This window comes from Parasphingopyxis lamellibrachiae, from assembly GCF_003385775.1.
In the GTDB taxonomy this organism is placed as follows: Bacteria; Pseudomonadota; Alphaproteobacteria; order Sphingomonadales; family Sphingomonadaceae; genus Parasphingopyxis; species Parasphingopyxis lamellibrachiae.
Window position 1 is genome coordinate 1 of sequence record NZ_QRDP01000005.1, and the last position, 17220, is coordinate 17220.

General features: G+C 53.7%; 16 protein-coding genes and 2 pseudogenes. 1 reads left to right on the forward strand and 17 read right to left on the reverse strand.

Annotated elements, in window-relative coordinates:
* Positions 1-135: 135 nt before the first annotated feature.
* Positions 136-772: pseudogene (locus tag DFR46_RS14255) on the forward strand (IS6 family transposase).
* A gap of 188 nt (positions 773-960) precedes the next feature.
* Here the strand turns inward: DFR46_RS14255 and fghA are convergent.
* From fghA to DFR46_RS14340, 17 genes and pseudogenes are all read right to left on the reverse strand, one after another.
* On the reverse strand, positions 961-1794 hold the full coding sequence (gene fghA, locus DFR46_RS14260; protein WP_116237404.1) for an S-formylglutathione hydrolase: 834 nt from the start codon (positions 1792-1794) through the stop codon (positions 961-963).
* 25 nt (positions 1795-1819) lie between these two features.
* Positions 1820-3046: an NAD(P)/FAD-dependent oxidoreductase gene (locus tag DFR46_RS14265; RefSeq protein ID WP_116237375.1), complete on the reverse strand. Its 1227-nt coding sequence runs from the start codon at positions 3044-3046 to the stop codon at positions 1820-1822.
* Positions 3047-3064: 18 nt separating this feature from the next.
* The gene (locus DFR46_RS14270) at positions 3065-4177 is read right to left on the reverse strand and encodes an S-(hydroxymethyl)glutathione dehydrogenase/class III alcohol dehydrogenase (RefSeq protein WP_116237376.1); all 1113 of its coding nucleotides are present in this window, start codon (positions 4175-4177) and stop codon (positions 3065-3067) included.
* 164 nt (positions 4178-4341) lie between these two features.
* A pseudogene (gene fdxA, locus DFR46_RS14275) lies at positions 4342-4677 on the reverse strand (ferredoxin FdxA).
* 169 nt (positions 4678-4846) lie between these two features.
* The gene (locus tag DFR46_RS14280; protein WP_116237377.1) at positions 4847-5992 is read right to left on the reverse strand and encodes an aromatic ring-hydroxylating oxygenase subunit alpha; all 1146 of its coding nucleotides are present in this window, start codon (positions 5990-5992) and stop codon (positions 4847-4849) included.
* Between the two features lie 33 nt (positions 5993-6025).
* Entirely contained in the window at positions 6026-6934 is a 909-nt protein-coding gene (locus DFR46_RS14285; RefSeq protein WP_116237378.1) for a DMT family transporter, read from the reverse strand.
* A gap of 94 nt (positions 6935-7028) precedes the next feature.
* Positions 7029-7790 carry a GntR family transcriptional regulator gene (locus DFR46_RS14290; RefSeq protein WP_116237379.1) on the reverse strand — a complete coding sequence of 254 codons (762 nt, stop codon included), beginning with the start codon at positions 7788-7790 and terminating at the stop codon, positions 7029-7031.
* A gap of 1 nt (position 7791) precedes the next feature.
* Entirely contained in the window at positions 7792-8706 is a 915-nt protein-coding gene (locus tag DFR46_RS14295) for a pseudouridine-5'-phosphate glycosidase (protein ID WP_116237380.1), read from the reverse strand.
* Positions 8707-8716: 10 nt separating this feature from the next.
* Positions 8717-9127: a RidA family protein gene (locus tag DFR46_RS14300; protein WP_116237381.1), complete on the reverse strand. Its 411-nt coding sequence runs from the start codon at positions 9125-9127 to the stop codon at positions 8717-8719.
* A gap of 25 nt (positions 9128-9152) precedes the next feature.
* The gene (locus tag DFR46_RS14305; protein ID WP_116237382.1) at positions 9153-10034 is read right to left on the reverse strand and encodes a fumarylacetoacetate hydrolase family protein; all 882 of its coding nucleotides are present in this window, start codon (positions 10032-10034) and stop codon (positions 9153-9155) included.
* The gene (locus DFR46_RS14310) at positions 10031-11251 is read right to left on the reverse strand and encodes an NAD(P)/FAD-dependent oxidoreductase (RefSeq protein WP_147297701.1); all 1221 of its coding nucleotides are present in this window, start codon (positions 11249-11251) and stop codon (positions 10031-10033) included. The genes DFR46_RS14305 and DFR46_RS14310 overlap by 4 nt, the downstream gene beginning before the upstream one ends.
* Before the next feature lie 7 nt (positions 11252-11258).
* The gene (locus DFR46_RS14315; RefSeq protein WP_147297702.1) at positions 11259-13568 is read right to left on the reverse strand and encodes a TonB-dependent receptor; all 2310 of its coding nucleotides are present in this window, start codon (positions 13566-13568) and stop codon (positions 11259-11261) included.
* Between the two features lie 199 nt (positions 13569-13767).
* Positions 13768-14088: a non-heme iron oxygenase ferredoxin subunit gene (locus tag DFR46_RS14320; protein ID WP_116237385.1), complete on the reverse strand. Its 321-nt coding sequence runs from the start codon at positions 14086-14088 to the stop codon at positions 13768-13770.
* Positions 14085-14912, reverse strand: coding sequence for a DODA-type extradiol aromatic ring-opening family dioxygenase (locus DFR46_RS14325; protein ID WP_116237386.1), 828 nt, complete (start codon positions 14910-14912; stop codon positions 14085-14087). Before DFR46_RS14325 ends, DFR46_RS14320 begins: the two co-directional genes overlap by 4 nt.
* Positions 14913-14919: 7 nt before the next feature.
* Positions 14920-15192, reverse strand: coding sequence for a hypothetical protein (locus tag DFR46_RS14330; RefSeq protein WP_116237387.1), 273 nt, complete (start codon positions 15190-15192; stop codon positions 14920-14922).
* Positions 15192-16010 carry an alpha/beta fold hydrolase gene (locus DFR46_RS14335; protein ID WP_116237388.1) on the reverse strand — a complete coding sequence of 273 codons (819 nt, stop codon included), beginning with the start codon at positions 16008-16010 and terminating at the stop codon, positions 15192-15194. The genes DFR46_RS14330 and DFR46_RS14335 overlap by 1 nt, the downstream gene beginning before the upstream one ends.
* An 11-nt stretch (positions 16011-16021) precedes the next feature.
* On the reverse strand, positions 16022-17200 hold the full coding sequence (locus DFR46_RS14340; RefSeq protein ID WP_116237389.1) for a Rieske 2Fe-2S domain-containing protein: 1179 nt from the start codon (positions 17198-17200) through the stop codon (positions 16022-16024).
* Positions 17201-17220: the final 20 nt, after the last annotated feature.

Consider the following 17220-nt stretch of genomic DNA (forward strand, 5'->3'; position numbering starts at 1 on the left):
AGTGGATGGCTCCTTCCATTAGTTGGTCTCAAACAGCACCAGCATGGCACATCATGATGCCGTCGGGGTGGAGCCATCCACACCATCACGTTAACTTGATTAACGTTCGGGCGAACGAGCGATTAACTGGCGTTGATGGAACCAATCTCATTTGATCGCCATCGCTTTCCACCTGAGATCATCCGATATGCGGTCTGGCTCTACGCCAAGTTCACGTTGAGCTTCCGCGATGTTGAAGATCTCCTGGTCGAACGGGGTTTGGATGTGTCGTACGAGACGGTACGTCGTTGGTGCTTGAAGTTTGGACCCACTATTGCGCGCAATCTGAAAACCAAGCGGCCAGCACCGAGTGACCATTGGCATCTCGACGAGATGGTAATGGTCATTCGAGGAAGACACTACTGGCTTTGGCGCGGCGTCGATAATGAGGGCGAAGTTCTGGACTTCCTAGTGCAATCACGCCGAAACACAAAGGCTGCGGAAAAGCTCATGCGCAGCCTGTTAAGGCAGCATTGCCGTCCAACCCAAGTTACAATCGACAAGCTGCGCTCCTACTGTGCAGCCTTCAAGAAACTCGCATCAACCGGTTCGAAGGCGAGAGCGAAAGATGCAGCGGTTCAAATCACCTGGATCAGCACAATGCTTCCTCAACCTTCAATCGGCGACCTAAAACAGTTTCTACTTCCAGCGTCATCTGCTCGATCGGGCAACCTTCAAACGATATCGGGCAGGTGCTCTCAATGATTGGACTGCCGCATCCGCGGAAACTTGACCTCACGGATCAACCCGCTTCGTCGCAGCTAAGTCGAGTTAACGTGACAACGCCGGTTAACTGACAATGCCCTCACCTGCTCCAAACTGTCAGCATTCTCTATTTGTCTGACGACGGACAGACCGGCATCAACGGTGCGTCGCGCACAATTTGGTTAGCGATAATTTCGTTGAGACGCATCCTTTCGATCATTTCAGGCGCGCCGCGTGCCAGGCGATATGATCTGCCAGGAAGGTCGAGACGAAATAGTAGCTGTGGTCGTAGCCTTCTCTCATATTCAGGGTGAGCGCGATCCCAACATCGGCGCACGCCTTTTCCAGCAAGTCTGGTTTTAGCTGATCGGTCAGAAACTTATCAGCGGCCCCCTGATCAACAAGCAGTTGGTCGACCCGATGTCCGTCTGCGATCAGAGCGCACGCGTCATGGGCGCGCCATGCGGAACGATCCTCCCCGAGATAGGCTCCAAGTGCCTTTTCGCCCCAAGGGCAGTTCAAAGGGGAAACTATCGGGGAAAAGGCTGAGACGCTCCGGAACCTTTCCGGATTGCGCAGGCCGATTGTGAGTGCGCCATGGCCACCCATCGAATGACCGGTGATACCTTGCCGTTTCATGTCTGCCATCGGAAACTGTTTGGCAGTCAATGTCGGCAATTCCGTCTCGATATAGCTCTTCATCCGAAAATTCTTGGCCCATGGATCTTGCGTAGCATCGACGTAAAAGCCGGCACCTTTACCGAAATCATAGGCTTCATCATCGGCGACGTCCTCGCCGCGCGGGCTGGTATCTGGCGCAATAAAAATGACACCATGTTCGGCGCACGCAGCTCTGAATTCCCCCTTTTCAGTAACATTTGAATGGGTGCAGGTGAGCCCGGACAGATACCATATTACGGGAAGTTGTGCGCCATCTTCATGGCCGGGTATGAACACCGAAAAAGTCATTGCGGTACCCGTAGTTTTGCTGTCATGCCGATACACGCCCTGTGTTCCGCCATGGGTATTATACTGTTCTATCCGTTCCATCATAAATCCTGTGTTGATCGGTTCGTTAAACCAGCAACTCCTTGAGTGGGACCAATGCATCGGAAAGGGCAGCTGTGTTGGTTTTCGCTCGCGCTTCAACGAGTTTGCGACCCTGTACATAATCTTTGGTCGCATTCACACAGTCCAGAGCAATCACGCGGTCTTTCTTGAGATAGACGATGGAAAAGCTGCGATTGGAGGGATCACCGCGTATGACAATGTCATCATAACCGGCCGATAGGCCCACGGTTTGCAGTTTGAGATCATATTGGTTTGACCAGAACCAGGGCGTGGCAGCATATTCGGTCGGCAGGCCGAGGATCGCTTTGGCAGCAACGGTGGCCTGGTCATTGGCATTCTGAACCGATTCCAGTCTGATCGTGGCGTTATCGGCAAATGCGTTCACATGGGCCGCGCAGTCTCCGATCGCGAAAATATCGGGAAGTGAAGTGCGGCATTGGTCGTCGACCGAAACGCCATTGCTGCCATCCGCGCCCGCTGTCGCTAAGGGTTCGATCGCTGGGGTGATGCCGATGCCGACGATTACCATTTCGGCATCAATAATTTCGCCATCGACCAGTTGAACGCCGGTTGCCCGGCCATACTCGCCAATTACGCGGCCCACCATCACATTAGTGCGCAGATCGACACCACGGGCGCGATGCTCGGCCTCATAAAAGCGTGACAACTCTTCGCAGGCGACACGCGCCAGCACCCGGTCAAGCGCTTCAAGCAGTATGACATGTTTGCCTAGTTTGGTCAGAACAGCGGCAGCTTCCAATCCGATAAAGCCGCCGCCGATCACGACGACGCGTTGAACACGGTCGAGCTGTTGCATCATGGCATCGCAATCCGCTCGGGTGCGCACGGCATGAATACCTGTCAGATCATGGCCAGGACATGTGAGTTTGCGCGGGGCACCGCCCGTCGCCCAGATCAGTGTGCCATAACCAAATTTGCCACCATTCTCGAAATTGACACAATGGGCTGTGGCATCGACTTCGACCACGCGCCGCCCCAGCAAAATCGATATCTCGCGCTCCGCCCAGAATTTTTCTGGACGGATCATGATCCGTTCGAAAGGCTTGTCGCCGGCGAAATATTCTTTGGACAAGGGTGGACGTTCATAAGGATATTCAAGCTCATCACCTGCAATGGCGATTGAACCCGTAAACTTCATCTGCCGTAACGCGATCGCCGCCTGTGCGCCGCCATGGCCCGCGCCGACTATCAAGACGTTCGCCTGGTCCATAGTGCGCACCAGCGGTCTCTAGTAAATCACGACGCTGCGGATACTTTCGCCTGCGTGCATAAGGTCAAAACCCTTGTTGACCTCGTCCAGGCTCAGCGTGTGGGTAATCATCGGATCTATCTCGATCTTGCCATTCATATACCAGTCCACAATCTTGGGTACGTCGGTCCGGCCCTTTGCCCCGCCAAAGGCAGTGCCACGCCAGTTGCGCCCGGTTACCAGCTGGAACGGCCGAGTGCTGATTTCCATACCCGCTTCCGCCACACCAATGATAATGCTGGTGCCCCAGCCACGGTGGCAAGCTTCAAGGGCCGTGCGCATGACTTCGGTATTGCCCGTGCAATCAAAGGTGTAATCCGCCCCGCCATCGGTCAGTTCGACAATCTTGGCGATTGTCGCGTCGCGGCTCATTCCCTTGGTTTTGAGGAAGTGTGTCATACCGAACTTGCGGCCCCATTCTTCGCGGTCGGAATTGATATCCACTCCGATGATCCTGTTCGCGCCGGCCATCCGTGCGCCCTGCAACACGTTGAGACCAATCCCGCCCAGTCCGAAAACAACAACATTGTCGCCGACCTGCACATTGGCGGTATTGGTCACGGCCCCAACGCCGGTCGTCACGCCGCAGCCAATATAGCAGCTGGTCTTGAACGGCGCGTCAGTGCGGATTTTGGCGACCGCGATCTCGGGCAGCACGGTGAAATTGGAGAAGGTCGAGCAGCCCATATAATGATGGATTGTCTGGCCCTTGTAGCTGAACCGGCTCGTTCCATCGGGCATCAGCCCCTGGCCCTGCGTCGCACGGATAGCGGTGCAGAGATTGGTCTTGCCGGACAGGCAGCTTTTACACTGGCGGCATTCGGGCGTGTAAAGCGGAATCACATGATCGTCGGGCGCAACCGAGGTGACGCCCGCACCAACCTCGCGCACAATACCCGCGCCCTCATGGCCAAGCACGGAAGGGAAAAGCCCCTCGCTGTCCAGCCCGTTCAATGTATAGGCATCCGTATGGCAGATGCCCGTCGCCATGATCTCGACTAAAACCTCGCCCTTTTTCGGGCTTTCGAGATCCAGCTCGACAATCTCAAGCGGCTTCTTCGCTTCAAACGCTACGGCAGCACGGGTTTTCATGTTTGGTCCTCGTCGTATCTTGGTGGTTGGTCGCTGACGGGGGACACGTTTTTGGTCTGAGAAAACGGTGGATCAATGACGGTTTGTAAGCCCCGTCGTGAATGCTTTCGAAAATAATGCATTGGATCCCGTCCTTTCAGGAAATTGCGCCCGTTGAGGTCAAGCTATCTCTGGATCGGCGACATGGAGAAGTATTTTTCAAATTTCCCATCAACACCCTTAAAGTCTTCCACGTCTTCAGGCGGTTCATGCTTCTCTAGCGCTTGGGGCCATTTCTCAGAATACATCCGATTGACCTCGATCCAACGAGCCGCCTCCGGAAAGCCATCATCAAATATCGCATCTGCTGAGCATTCTGGCTCACAGACGCGGCAATCGATTCATTCGTCCGGATTGATGACGAGCATATTCTCACCCTCATAGAAGCAATCGACCGGGCAAACGTCCACGCAGTCCATATGTTTGCATTTGATGCATGCCTCGGTGACGATGAAAGTCATATTGTCTTACGCCCTTCTTCCGGAATCGCAGGAATGTTTTACTCGATTATATTGTAGTTCATTAATCGTCCTACGATATAGTGCATAGCGCAGGATTTCAAGTCAGAAATTGACCGCTATCCCCAGTTTGATAAGTTCAGATTCAGTCCTGTCCAACCTAGAAAGCCGCTCAGTTTTCTAGGCTTTGCGTAAGATAGGCAGCAAGCCGCTTGGTCGCCGCCTCGAGAGGGCTTAATCTCGACTGACGCGCGAGACCGCTTTCGGCGCCGCGCTGTACCGCTTCGACCCGGACCCGGTCTTCTTCGTTAAAAGCCAGAGCAAGATCGAGAAAATACAGGTTTGGGTGATTGCGATCAATCAGGTCCTGGTCGATATCGAACAACCCGCAGAGACCATGGTCGACCCGCACGCTCCTCGCGGAAATCGGCTGCATGGAGATCCACCAAACCCAGTCACCCGAAACAGAGAACACAAAGCTCGGGAATATCCCGCCAACGACCGCCTCGCGTTGGCGGGCTTCGTCGATATCCGGATTGGCGATAGCGATCTTCGGATCAGGCTTGTCGGGAACAAAGCTATCGGAAAGACCGCTAGTATAGTGAAAGCAATCGGCCGGGCCATCGACCATTCGAACCTTGCTAACCGGTGCAACTTGGGCGAGCGTATCGGTGTGAGTGGCGTTGATATGATAGGCTTCGAGGCCATTTTCAACGAGGATTTTCCAGTTGCAATTCCAGATGAAGGTTTCGCGGTGGAGCGTCCGCATCTTGTCAATGCGATAGTCGGCAACGGCATGATCAAGACTGACAATCCTCGGCAATAGCGGCCGGGCATCCGGGTCTAGACTAACGAAGAGAAAGCCATTCCACTCAGTCAATTGTGCCTGGGTCATTCCAACCCCCGCAGAGTCGAAATCTTTTCCCATACGCGGCGCCTGGAGTAGCGTGCCATCCAAAGCGTAGGTCCATGCATGATAGGGACAGACGAACGCGCGCGCGCACCCGGTGCCGGTAGCGACGATCGTCGCGCGGTGAGCGCAGACATTGACCAAGGCTAAGATACTGCCGTCTTTCTGACGCACGACCAGTATGGGAACCGAGTCCAGATCAGAGGTGAAATAGTCGCCAGGATCTCGAATTTCATCGGCCCGACCCACACAGACCCAATCACGGCGGAAGATCCTTTCTCGCTCCAACGTAAGAAGATCCTCGTCACAATATACTTGCGGAGGCATGGAGAATAATGCGTCGTCAGAAGCCAAGGCCACTGCAGAAATATCCTGAAGCAAGTTAGCTACATTCTTCGGTGTGTTCATGTTATTACCCTCTCCGATGGATCTGCCTGCGATTCATGATTGTGCACCTTCTTGCCCACCGCGCTGCTCACTCCATTCAGCAAAGGCCAGCCCGGCGAGAATGACGATCCCGCCCAGCCATTGATATGCATCGATCCCGGTGCCTAGAATGAGATAGGCAAAGAACAGCGCAAAAACGGGCTGCGTGTATAAAGCGATACCGGTAAGGCTCGGACCGTTGCGAGCAACGCTGAGATTCCAAAGCAGATATGCACCGACATATGCGAACAGGGCTATATAGAGCAGTGCTATCCACAGCCCGCCCGAATCAAAGGACGGATTTCCGTGACCAAGCACAAGATAAAGCGGAGAGAAGCCGATGAGGCCCCCGACGACAATGAGTGTCATGAGCTCCAGTGCCGTGCATTTAGGCATGCGAAAACGCAGCCCCAATGTGTAAACCGTCATCATGATATTTGCGCCGAGAATCGCATATATACCGGACGAAAACTGTAATCTGACCATGTTCGACCAATCACCCTCGACTGCCAGATAGGCGGCGCCGGCCAAGGCTATGGCCAAACCCGAAATCCGCAACGCTGACAAGGGCGCTCGAAAGAGCAATCGATCCCCGATGCAAATGAATGCCGGCAAGGTAGCCGTAAGCAATGTCACGTCGACCGGGTCTCCGTGAGCGAGCCCCGTATACCAGAGGAACTGAAACCCCGTTGTTCCGGCAACGCCGATCACCACAAACCATAGAAACCTCTCTCTAAAGATATCCCAAAGGCGCACGAGATTTGCCGACGACAGAATCAATAACACCGCAGCCGCTAACAGCCAGGAGACGAGTGTGAGAATCAGCGGATTGAGGGATTGCAACGCACCCCATCCGACGACGACCAGACTACCCCAGATCGCAGGTGGGCTGAGAAGTAGGAATACAGATGTTGCTCGTGCCACAATGCCACCTCAAAAATCAGACTACATTTATTGTAGGACATTTAGTATGGCTTTGGCAACGCTGCAATGCGCGCCGCATCTTTTACATTCAGCGTCAGTCGGCTTGCAGTTTTTCCAGCTCGTGCAAGCGCCGATCAAACAGATCTGCAGAGAATTTTTTGGTCAAGCGCACCCCGGATGCTTCGACATGCTTACGCATAAGCCGTTCTGCTTTATCCGCTTTCCCATCCAGAATAGCCTGTAGAATTTCCACATGTTGCAGCGAACTCCTTCGCATTTCTGTTTCACGAAGCAGCGGCTTGAAAACGGCCTTATATCCAGGAATGGCCAGTTGCCGGGTCTGTTCATTCAAAACATCATGATCGGCAATCACGAGAATATGATCATGAAATTCGGTATTGGCGCTGACGAATGTGTCGATATCATCGCAATAGGTAAATTTTTCCCATTTCTCTTTTTCTTGCGTGATCCATTTACGATGAGCCGAATTGACTTTTTGCGCAGCAAGTTTGGCAGAATAGGCTTCCAATATCGCACGCACCTCGAACATGCGTCCAAACTTCTGTTGATCGACACCGCGGACCATGGGACTGCGATGCTTTTCCGCATCGACCAATCCCTCAGCCGCCAACCGGCGGATCGCTTCACGCACAGGGCCGCGACTGACGCCATATAGCTTCGTGAGATCGGCCTCGACCAACCTTGCGCCGGGCAAATAATCACCGTCCATGATCCGTTTCCGGAATATGTCAGCCAACGCATCGGCGACAGATTTCTCGGGCGATCGTTTCTTGATGAATTCGCTCAAAGTGTTCAACTTTGTATCACTTTCTATATTGATGAATGTAGTTGCCATATTAGCATGCTTCTTTGGCTTTTACAGCCAGTGCCAAAGCTGCGGCTGTGTAAATCGCCTCACGAAATGCCGCTTCATTGGCAGCTACAGTCCGGCCATCACTCAATCGATCCAGCTCTTGCACTAGGAAAGGTGTCGCGTCAGCTCGGGATACGCATTGCTGTCTCGCTTTGTCTAATGCAACTTGAATCCAAGCTTCAACCTCCAGATTATCGATCGCAAATTCTAGAGGAATAGGCGTGGCAACCAACGCAGCCTGACCGGTCAGGGCGTGATGTAGTATCATGGCGTCCTTGACCTTTTCCAAAGCATCAAATCGGGCATCAACCCGCTGGCCAGATTCTCGCGAGTACAGCATTGGAATGTCGTCACACCCCACACCGAAAACAGGAACGCCCAATGCCTCAAGTCGCTCGCAAGTGGCAGCAACATCCAGGAACGGTTTTATGCCAGCGCAAACGAGATGCACGGCCGATCGCGCCAATTCGAAAAGGTCAGCCGAAACATCAAAATTATTGCCGCGATGTACGCCGCCGATGGCTCCGGTCGCGACTGTCGAAAATCCGGCGATTTTGGCGACACACAAACTGGCAGCCACCGTCAATGCGCCGCTCATGCGTCGCTCAATGCACCATGCAAGATCCTTGCTACTGATCTTGACGACATCCGGCCTGGACAAAAATTCGGCGAGATCGTCCTTTTCGAGCCCGATGCGTATCTCGCCATCTATAAGCGCCAGCCATGCCAGCACTGCGTCGCGATCGGCGGTCGCTTCGCGCAAGTCTTCGGCAAACTCCAACTGGCGTGAAGATTCTATCCCCGCCCGAAGTGCAACGGTTTCCACCGCTACGACAGCGCGTCGATCATGAATCGCAGCTTGTACGGATTTGGATCGGACGGTTCTTAGAGCTAGCATTCTCTATCGATTAAATCGCTGCGACAACCTGGACCTCGACAAGGAACGGTTCCTGGACAAGCCGGTCGACCATCAGCATCGTGTTAGGCGGATATTTCCCGTCTGGAAAAAGTTTCGGAAATTCCCGCAACCGGAACTCCATGAATTTCGGAATATCCTGCGAATGCACGAGATATGTCGTAAACTGAACGACATTCGCAAAAGTCGCACCGGCAGAAGCAAGGGCGGCCTCGATATTGCGGAATACCTGCATCGCCTGTGCATCGAAATCATCAATGCCAATGATTGCTCCGCTTTTGTCAGCCGACAGCATGCCGGCAATGAACAGAAACTCATCGGCCTTGACCCGTGTCACATGCGTGTATTGCCCGAGAGGTTCGCCCAAACTTTCCGGATTGTAGATTGTGATTTCTGCGGACATGCTGCCCTCTCCTTTATGCGGTTGATCAGGTTACCGGATTACTCAGTGACCCGATCGGTTCAATGCTGACTGTCACTATGTCCCCAGGCCGCAGGTAGCGGGGCGGATCAAATCCGATCCCGACTCCTTCTGGCGTGCCGGTGGCGATGATGTCGCCGGGCACCAAGGTAATATAGGCTGAAATCGTGGCAATCAGGGTCGGAATATCGAAGATCAGATCGGAAATCTGTCCGTCTTGGCGGATTTCACCATTCACCTCAGTGACTAAACGGAGGCCTGTAACATCCAGATTAGAATTCGCGACCAATATGACTGGCCCCATGGGACAGAAGCCGTCAATTCCCTTGCCGAGGACCCACTGTTTATGTCGCTTTTGCGCTTCCCTCGCCGTTACATCGTTGAGGACCGTGTATCCGAAGACATGCGACATGGCATCTTGTTTGGCGATGTTCCGGCCACCGGTTCCAATGATTACAGCCAGCTCGCCTTCATAGTCGACACTGTCGTCGGGATCGAAGGCCGTACAAATCGGACTCTCCGGCGCAGCAACACTTGTCGTAGCCTTTGTGAAGATGATCGGAGCATCGGGAACCTCGTCGCCGCCAGTGTTCCCGCTATCGAACCCGCTCGATCCGAACTCCTTGGCATGCCGCAGATAATTCTTGCCGACACAAAAGACATCGCGAACAGGATGCGGAATTGGAGCCAATATGCAGATATTGCCGGTCAGCGGAGCTTCTTGCGTGTCAGCATCCCATTGCGAGATATCATGCAGTCTTTCAGGACCGGCAGCCACGATGTCGAGCATGGTGGAAAACCCTATAGCCGCAAGATCCATAAAGCTTCCATCGCCGCGCTGTAGAGCTACTCCGGTGCGGTCGCCTTGGGCAAAACTCAGCAATTTCATGCGTTTATCTCCATAGAATCTACACTTTCGGCCGGGCTGCAGGGAGCTGCCGCAGCATCTCGCATCTCGCTCATTTGCCGTGACAAGGCGCGGCGGCGGCGGCCACTGTTGAACAACACCGCACCGGTTATCACATCGCCACGGCTATAAAGATGGACATACTGATCCGGTGTTTTTCCGGGTTCAACGGTCATCTGATCCTCGTCGGTCGGAACGCCGACGATTTGGACATTCCGGTCGAACTGATCGGTCCAGAACCAGGGGGGCGCATCATTTGTTGTGGGCAGCCCGCAAATCACCCGAGCGACCTGCTCAGCTTGCCGCTCGGCATTTTCCCAGGACTCGAGCCGGGCCGGCTTACCGAACCATCTATTTGGTGCGATCGCCGCATCACCGATCGCATATATGTCGGAAACTGAAGTCCGGCATTGATCGTCCACCAAAATGCCGTTTCCGCATTCAAGGCCAGCCGCTTCGGCAAGCTTCATATTGGGCTCCGATCCGATGCCCACAACCACAACGTCAACATTCAAGGACTCGTCATCGTTGAGCAAGAGGCGGATCCTACTATTCGTTTCTTTCGTCTCTTTTACCGATGCACCCCAGCGAAATCGCGTCCCATGACGCTCATGCAGATCGACCAAAACTCGCGCAGAGGCCGATGGCAAAACACGTTCGAGACACTGCTGACCAAGCTCAATCACGGTAACCGTCCAACCCAGCTGGCGAGCGCTGGCCGCCACTTCAAGGCCTATAAAACCGCCACCGATAATTGCGATGTCGCCCTGCCTTCCGCTGAGTGTCCGACGCAAGACCTCAGCATCATCGCATGTCCGAAGATAATATGGTTTTGCGGCTTCAGAACCTGGCCATTCCAACCGCCGTGCACGGGCGCCAGTCGCTAAAATGAGGCGTTGGAAACCCAACCGGTCCCCGTCCATAAAAGTCAGTTCGCGCGTCGCAGAATTAATCCATCGCACCGGCATATCGAGACGAAGTTCAATCGAATTCTCGTGATAGACGGATTCGGGATTGACGAGAGCCGCTCCCGCCTGCGCGGCTCCCAGCAAAACCTCTTTCGAAAGAGGTGGCCGCTCATATGGCGCACGCGCCTCCTGACCGACTAAGATAATCTCGCCGCCATATCCATTTGCCCGGAGGGCGACCGCCGCCCGCCCTCCGGCCTGACCTGCCCCTATTATTACCGTTCGTTCCACGCTGGCACTACTCAAAACGATAGCTCAGAGTGATCCCATAACTTTGCCGTGCACCCCGAATCGCGCCGTTCAGGCCAAAGTCCGATAGCGGAAATATTTCGTCATTATATCGCGTTCCTGACAAGTTGCGTATCCAGGCTGTCAGCGAATAACGGCCATCAGCCTCTCGAAGTGCAATCGACGCATTGTGCACCCAAAAACGGCGCTGGGAGAGCTCGCTGGCGTTCTCCGGCGTAAAATATTTCCGGCTGTTATAGGTAAAGTCGTATGACGGAACCAGTTCGAGATTGTCATTGATCGAAATAGTGTAATCGACCGAACCGCTTAGATTAAATCTAGGCGCGACCGACAACCGGTTGCCTGACAAATCGACAGTTTCGTCCTGCGGTGTCGTTGGATCATCGACCGCGGCAATGAACCGTGTATATTCAGCATCCAGCAAAGCTCCGGACAACCGCAATGAGAGCGCTTCCATCGGCCGCGCATCAATCTCGAACTCGAGACCGGACACCCGGGCAGCACCTGCATTCGAATAGCGTGAAGTTGGGATACCCGTTGTCGCATCAGGAATAAACTGAAATACCTGCAAATCGCTGAACTCATTATAGAATGCCGAGACATTCAAACGGACTCGGTTATTCGCAAGCTGAGACTTAAATCCCACTTCGAACGCGTCGACAGTTTCGGGATTGGCCGAATTCACGTCCATCGGCTCAAAAAACGGCGAAGCATTGAATTGGCCGCTTTTGAAGCCACGATTATAGGACGTGTATAAGAGGATATTGTCCGCCGCTTGATATTCGAGAATCACGTTACCGGTCAGCGCGTCCCAGCTCCGCCTGCGTTCGACATCGATCAGGCTGGGGATACCGGCCAACAGCGCAGAATCTGCCGTTGTGAAATAATCCAGCGTCTTGCGATCACGGGTATAGCGGAGACCTGCAGTTAAGGTGACAGCATCGTTGAAATGATAGGATGCAGAACCGAAAGCAGCGTAACTCCTGGTCCTCTGCGTGTAGAGCTGGCTGATCACAATCGGTGCCGCAGGGTCAGTTATGTCTGGTATCGCGCCGAAAAGCTCGCGTGCGAAGCGGCCGACATCGAAGCTGTTATTGGCCCGCACACGATCAGAATAGAAATAGCCGCCGATTATCCATGTCAGTGGCTTGTCGGGGTCGGAGTCAAGCCGAAGCTCCTGGCTGAACTGCCAGCTTTCATCGCCAAAATCGACGTTGACGTAATTAAGTGGCGTCCCGTCCGAATCAAAACGCACAAACGCATCGACGGCCTCATAACCCGTCACCGAGTGCAGCGTAGGCCCTCCAAGATAAATTTCGCCATTGAGAGATATTCCGAAGCTCTCGACCTCTTCATCTTGCGGGAGATCCCATTCGCCGTCCCAATACCCGCCCATTGGGCTAAAGGGCGCCGTAACGCCGATAATCGGCAACACACCATCGGGATAAAGACCGTTTGGCACGCGCTGGAAATGATATCGAGGACCATCGCCGGTCAACCGACCGCCATGCACATTCAACAACCAGTCCTGATTGTCATCCGGCTGCAGCCGCAGCAAGCCCCTGAGAGCCCAACTTTCGGAATCACCAACGCGCTCGCCTGTGAACTGATTCACGCCGCTACCGTTGTTTGAACGATAGACGCCAGCGAGACGCATGCTGAGTACATCCCCCGCAAGCGGCGCCTGCACGCCAGCTTCAATGTCAAACTGATCGAAACGGCCATAGGTTGCCGAAGCATTAGCTGCGAAATCACCGTCCGGCTGCCTAGCGAAAAAATTCACCGCGCCGCCTGTGGTATTGCGGCCGTACAGCGTTCCTTGCGGTCCACGCAGAACCTCAACCCGGTCGAGATCAAACATCTGAAACAACTGACCCGACTGCAAACCTTGATAGACCTCGTCAGCATAAAAACCGACCGCGCCTGATGCGCTCACGTTAAAATCGTTGGTTCCGATACCGCGTAGAAAGACGTTGGGTTTGGTCTGGCCGTTTGATGACCTGATCTGCAAGCCCGGAGTTTGGGCGGTAAGTTCACTCGGGTCTGTAAAACCGAACCGAGTGATATCTTCTGCGCCAAAGGCGGTGACGGCTGCAGGCACATCCTGCAAATTTTCATCACGCCGTTGCGCAGTAACGATGATCACCGAAAGCCCGCCAGTATCTTCCGACACAGATTCGGTCTCATTTTGCGAATTTTGCGCAACGGCTGGCATCGCCAAGAACGGCGAGAAAAACACTGCCCCAGTCAACAATTTCAACTTGACGCCCACATGCCCGTCCTTCGATCTTTTGCTCACCACTTTCGATCTCCCTGTAGATCAATTGCCCTATGATTTTTGCCCTACAATATAGACACGCTTGATACGGTAGATGTCAATAGTTTGATTACAATTATTGTAGGACATTTGAAGCGCGAGAATTGCTGCTATTTTCTTTTTGTCCTCAACGGCATGCCATCGGCGATCCGGAAAACTGACTCCGGATCGGAAGCTGCCTTCATTTGGACGCGATAAAAAGCGCATCCTCAACCCGTTTCACGGGATAGGTGGCTATAGGAATTGTGCAGGGTCGTTCTGTCGGATTGCCAGTTGCAATCTCGAACCCTCCGCCATGGAAGGGACAAAAAATCTGCCCGTCTTCGATATCTCCTTCGCTCAATGATGCCATACCGTGCGAGCATGTATCGGCTATGGCGAAGAACGCACCGTCCACCTGACACACGGCCAGCGGATCATAGCCCGGAACGGTAACGCGCAAGATACCGCTATCCGGAATGTCCGAAATGCAGCACAGACGCAAAAATTTAGAATCGCTCATAATGCATTAATTTCTTTGTTGAATAATTCAATTCCGCCCATCCCGGTCACCCATTCCGGAATCGCCTCATAATAGACACGTTCACCCGGAGACCCAGGCAGTGCTCCGGCCATGATTAGCCAGTTAACGACTTCAAGTCCGCCATTTCCGCCTTCGGCAAGTATTTCGGCAGGAGACATGCTCAGAAGGTTTTCAGGATGCGCGCCTGTCAGTTCATCCATGATCCGATAATCGAAATCGCTGTTGACCTTGCCCATATCAGCCACCGCAAGCCAGTGAGAAAGCCCGCCGGTTCCCACCACAACGACGCGCTCATCCTGCGGTCTCTCTTCGGCGACGAAACTCCGGATCAATCCGCCAAGCTCCCAGCCCTGCTGCAATGAAGGGGCCGGTTCGAGAGCAGTATTGGTAATCAGCGGAATAATCGGAATGGGGCTACCACCGGAGATCAACAATGCGGGAATGACCACACCATGGTCCGGCAGGTAATCACGCATCGCGCACACCGGGACTGCCCGGTCAGAACAATAGGCAGCAAAATCTCCGGCAAATTTCGCATCGCCCACAAACGGATCTTTTGGCAAATGCATATCACCGAATGGAATATGCACATCTTCCGCAGCGATGCTGAACGCGCTGTCGTCGCCAATCCGAAAATTATAGAAGTGATCCGAAGAAACGATGATGACGCGATCAGGCGCAAGCGCCCTTATCCGCCTACCAATTTCTTTCATTCCCGCGAAAACGCGCTCACCAGCTTCACCCGCAGTACCTCGTTTCATCACGAGATGTGCAGTACCGAAACCCCCAACAATCAAGCCCATAACACCGTTACTCCAAATCTTCGAGATAGTCGCCGAAGCTGATCTGGTCGGCGATTTGGGGATTGCGTGCGAGCGAGTAGACCATCTGTGCCAAAGGATGCATGCCCAGTTCACCTAGAGCCGGAAATTCACCGTCCAGCAGCAACGCACATTCCGCTTCAGCAAAGCCCTGCTCCGCTAGAACTGCCCCAGCATCCGCTTCAAACCGCGCGCGCAGCTCCGGCGATTGCCATAAACGGTGCACGAAATCGTGAATATGCTTCCGGTCTTCCATCGCCATCAATCCCGGCGCGCAAACTGATCGACCAAATCGGCGAATTCCGCTGGATATTCGATCATTGGCCAATGCCCGCAATTGGGCATCACCACCCCCCAGCTTTGTGGGATCAGTTCCAGAAAACGATAAGCGTTGGCGAGCGGGACCACGCCGTCATTCTTACCGGCCACAACCAAAGTCGGGCACGACACGGCAGCGATGCGTTCTTCGGATATCTCAAGGCCGCTATTCGCCTTTTGCCAGGCCGTGATCTGCTGATAGGCATATTGCGTATCAGGCTCAATTGACAATGCATGCCGATAGGCAATCATTTCGCCGGGCGGGACAAAACCGGGACCGGTCAATGCTTCGACGATCCTGGCCATTCCTTCTTCGCTATGATCATATTCGATAATCGACAGTAGTTCCGGTGACATTGGAACGGGCAATCCCGCACTGCCCATTAGCAACAGCTTACGCACAAGATCAGGCCGATCATGCGCAACACCGAGCGATGTTAGGCCGCCCATCGAATTTCCAACCAATATGGCCGGGCCACAATCTATAGCTTCGAGAAATGCCACGAGATGAGCCTCGCGCTCAGCTTGCCCGTAAACAAAATCATCCCTCCGGGGCTTTTCGGTTTTTCCGAAACCTACCATATCCGGTGCGTACACAGCATAGTTTTCAGCGAGGGAGGTGACCGTCTCCGTCCAGTTGCCGACCGCGTCGGCCCCGGCCCCACCGCCATGAACAAGGATCACCGACGCTCCGGCCCCCGCCCTAAGATAATGGGTCCGCAGACCACCCGCATCGATAAACTTGCTCTCAACTGATGTCATTTTTTTGCCCCCTAAGCGCGCAAATCTGAAGGTCGCTGGACGCCGCGATTACGTTTGGAAATCAGACGCCGAAAAACAATTATGTTTTCATCGGCTTCGAATAGAGCTTCATCGACCCATTGATGGTCGTCGGCATAGCCTTCCTCGGCTGCTTCCCGCGCCCAGATGTCCGGCCCGTTAAACTCTTCCAAAGCGTAAAAGGCCCAACGGTTATTATATTCCCGTTTGAAATCGCGCTTCTCTTCATCTGTTTCCGCGCGCGTGCCCAAGTTTTGAAAATACATGTGCGTGGTTTCGTCGATGGGCACATACCATTCAAATTGCGTGGTCTTCGGGTCAGGCCAAGGATCGACTTTAAGCGCACATGGCATCCACATTGAAATGGTCGAAGGGACGAGATTTTTGCCCGTAACATCGGACGGAACTTTGAGGACGGTTTCGCCTTCGATCTTGCCTTCGAACGCGGGAATAACGTGCGGGCCGTAGATCTCGATGACGCCTCTGGGGCCGTCTTCGCCATCAACCAGTTCGTGGCTCTGCTCACCCGAAGCCCCAAAGCCCAGTGGCAGGACGAGATCATTTTCCTGAATTAGCAATGATTCCCGGTGAATATAGATATGCGTTTTATCGAAGCCGTTTTCCACGCCATGCCGCCAGTTGGACTGAACAGTCTGGCGCTGGGAAAGCACATAATTGTCTTCATCGAGGAAATTCGGCGGCACATCATCGATAAGCGGCGGAATATTTCCATCGCGATCTCCGAGGAAAACAAAAACCAACCCTTTGGCTTCTTCGACAATGTAACTGCGCACCCCGCGAGTGCCGTCAACAATGCGGGTTTCAGGGGCAGCTATGACATCGGTGAGTTTCCCATCTGCCCAACGATAGGTGTAGCCATGATACCAGCACGTGATCGTAGCTTTGGTATGGCATTCGGGCTTTTTCGAAAATTTCACGCCGCGGTGCAAACATCGATCCCGAATGCAATGCACTTCGCCATCAATACGATTTAGAAGCAGGTTCTCGCCGCATAACTTAGCTGTTACAGGCTTGCCTTCCTCAACCTCGTCGGAGAGCAAGACCGGGTACCAATGGTTCCGAAAGCCCAGCTTGGCTTCAACATAGTCACGCCATCCCTTTACCCTGTCCAGGATATCGGGGTCTACCAGTTGATCATCTTGCGTAGTCATCAAACTTCCTCTCTCATGTA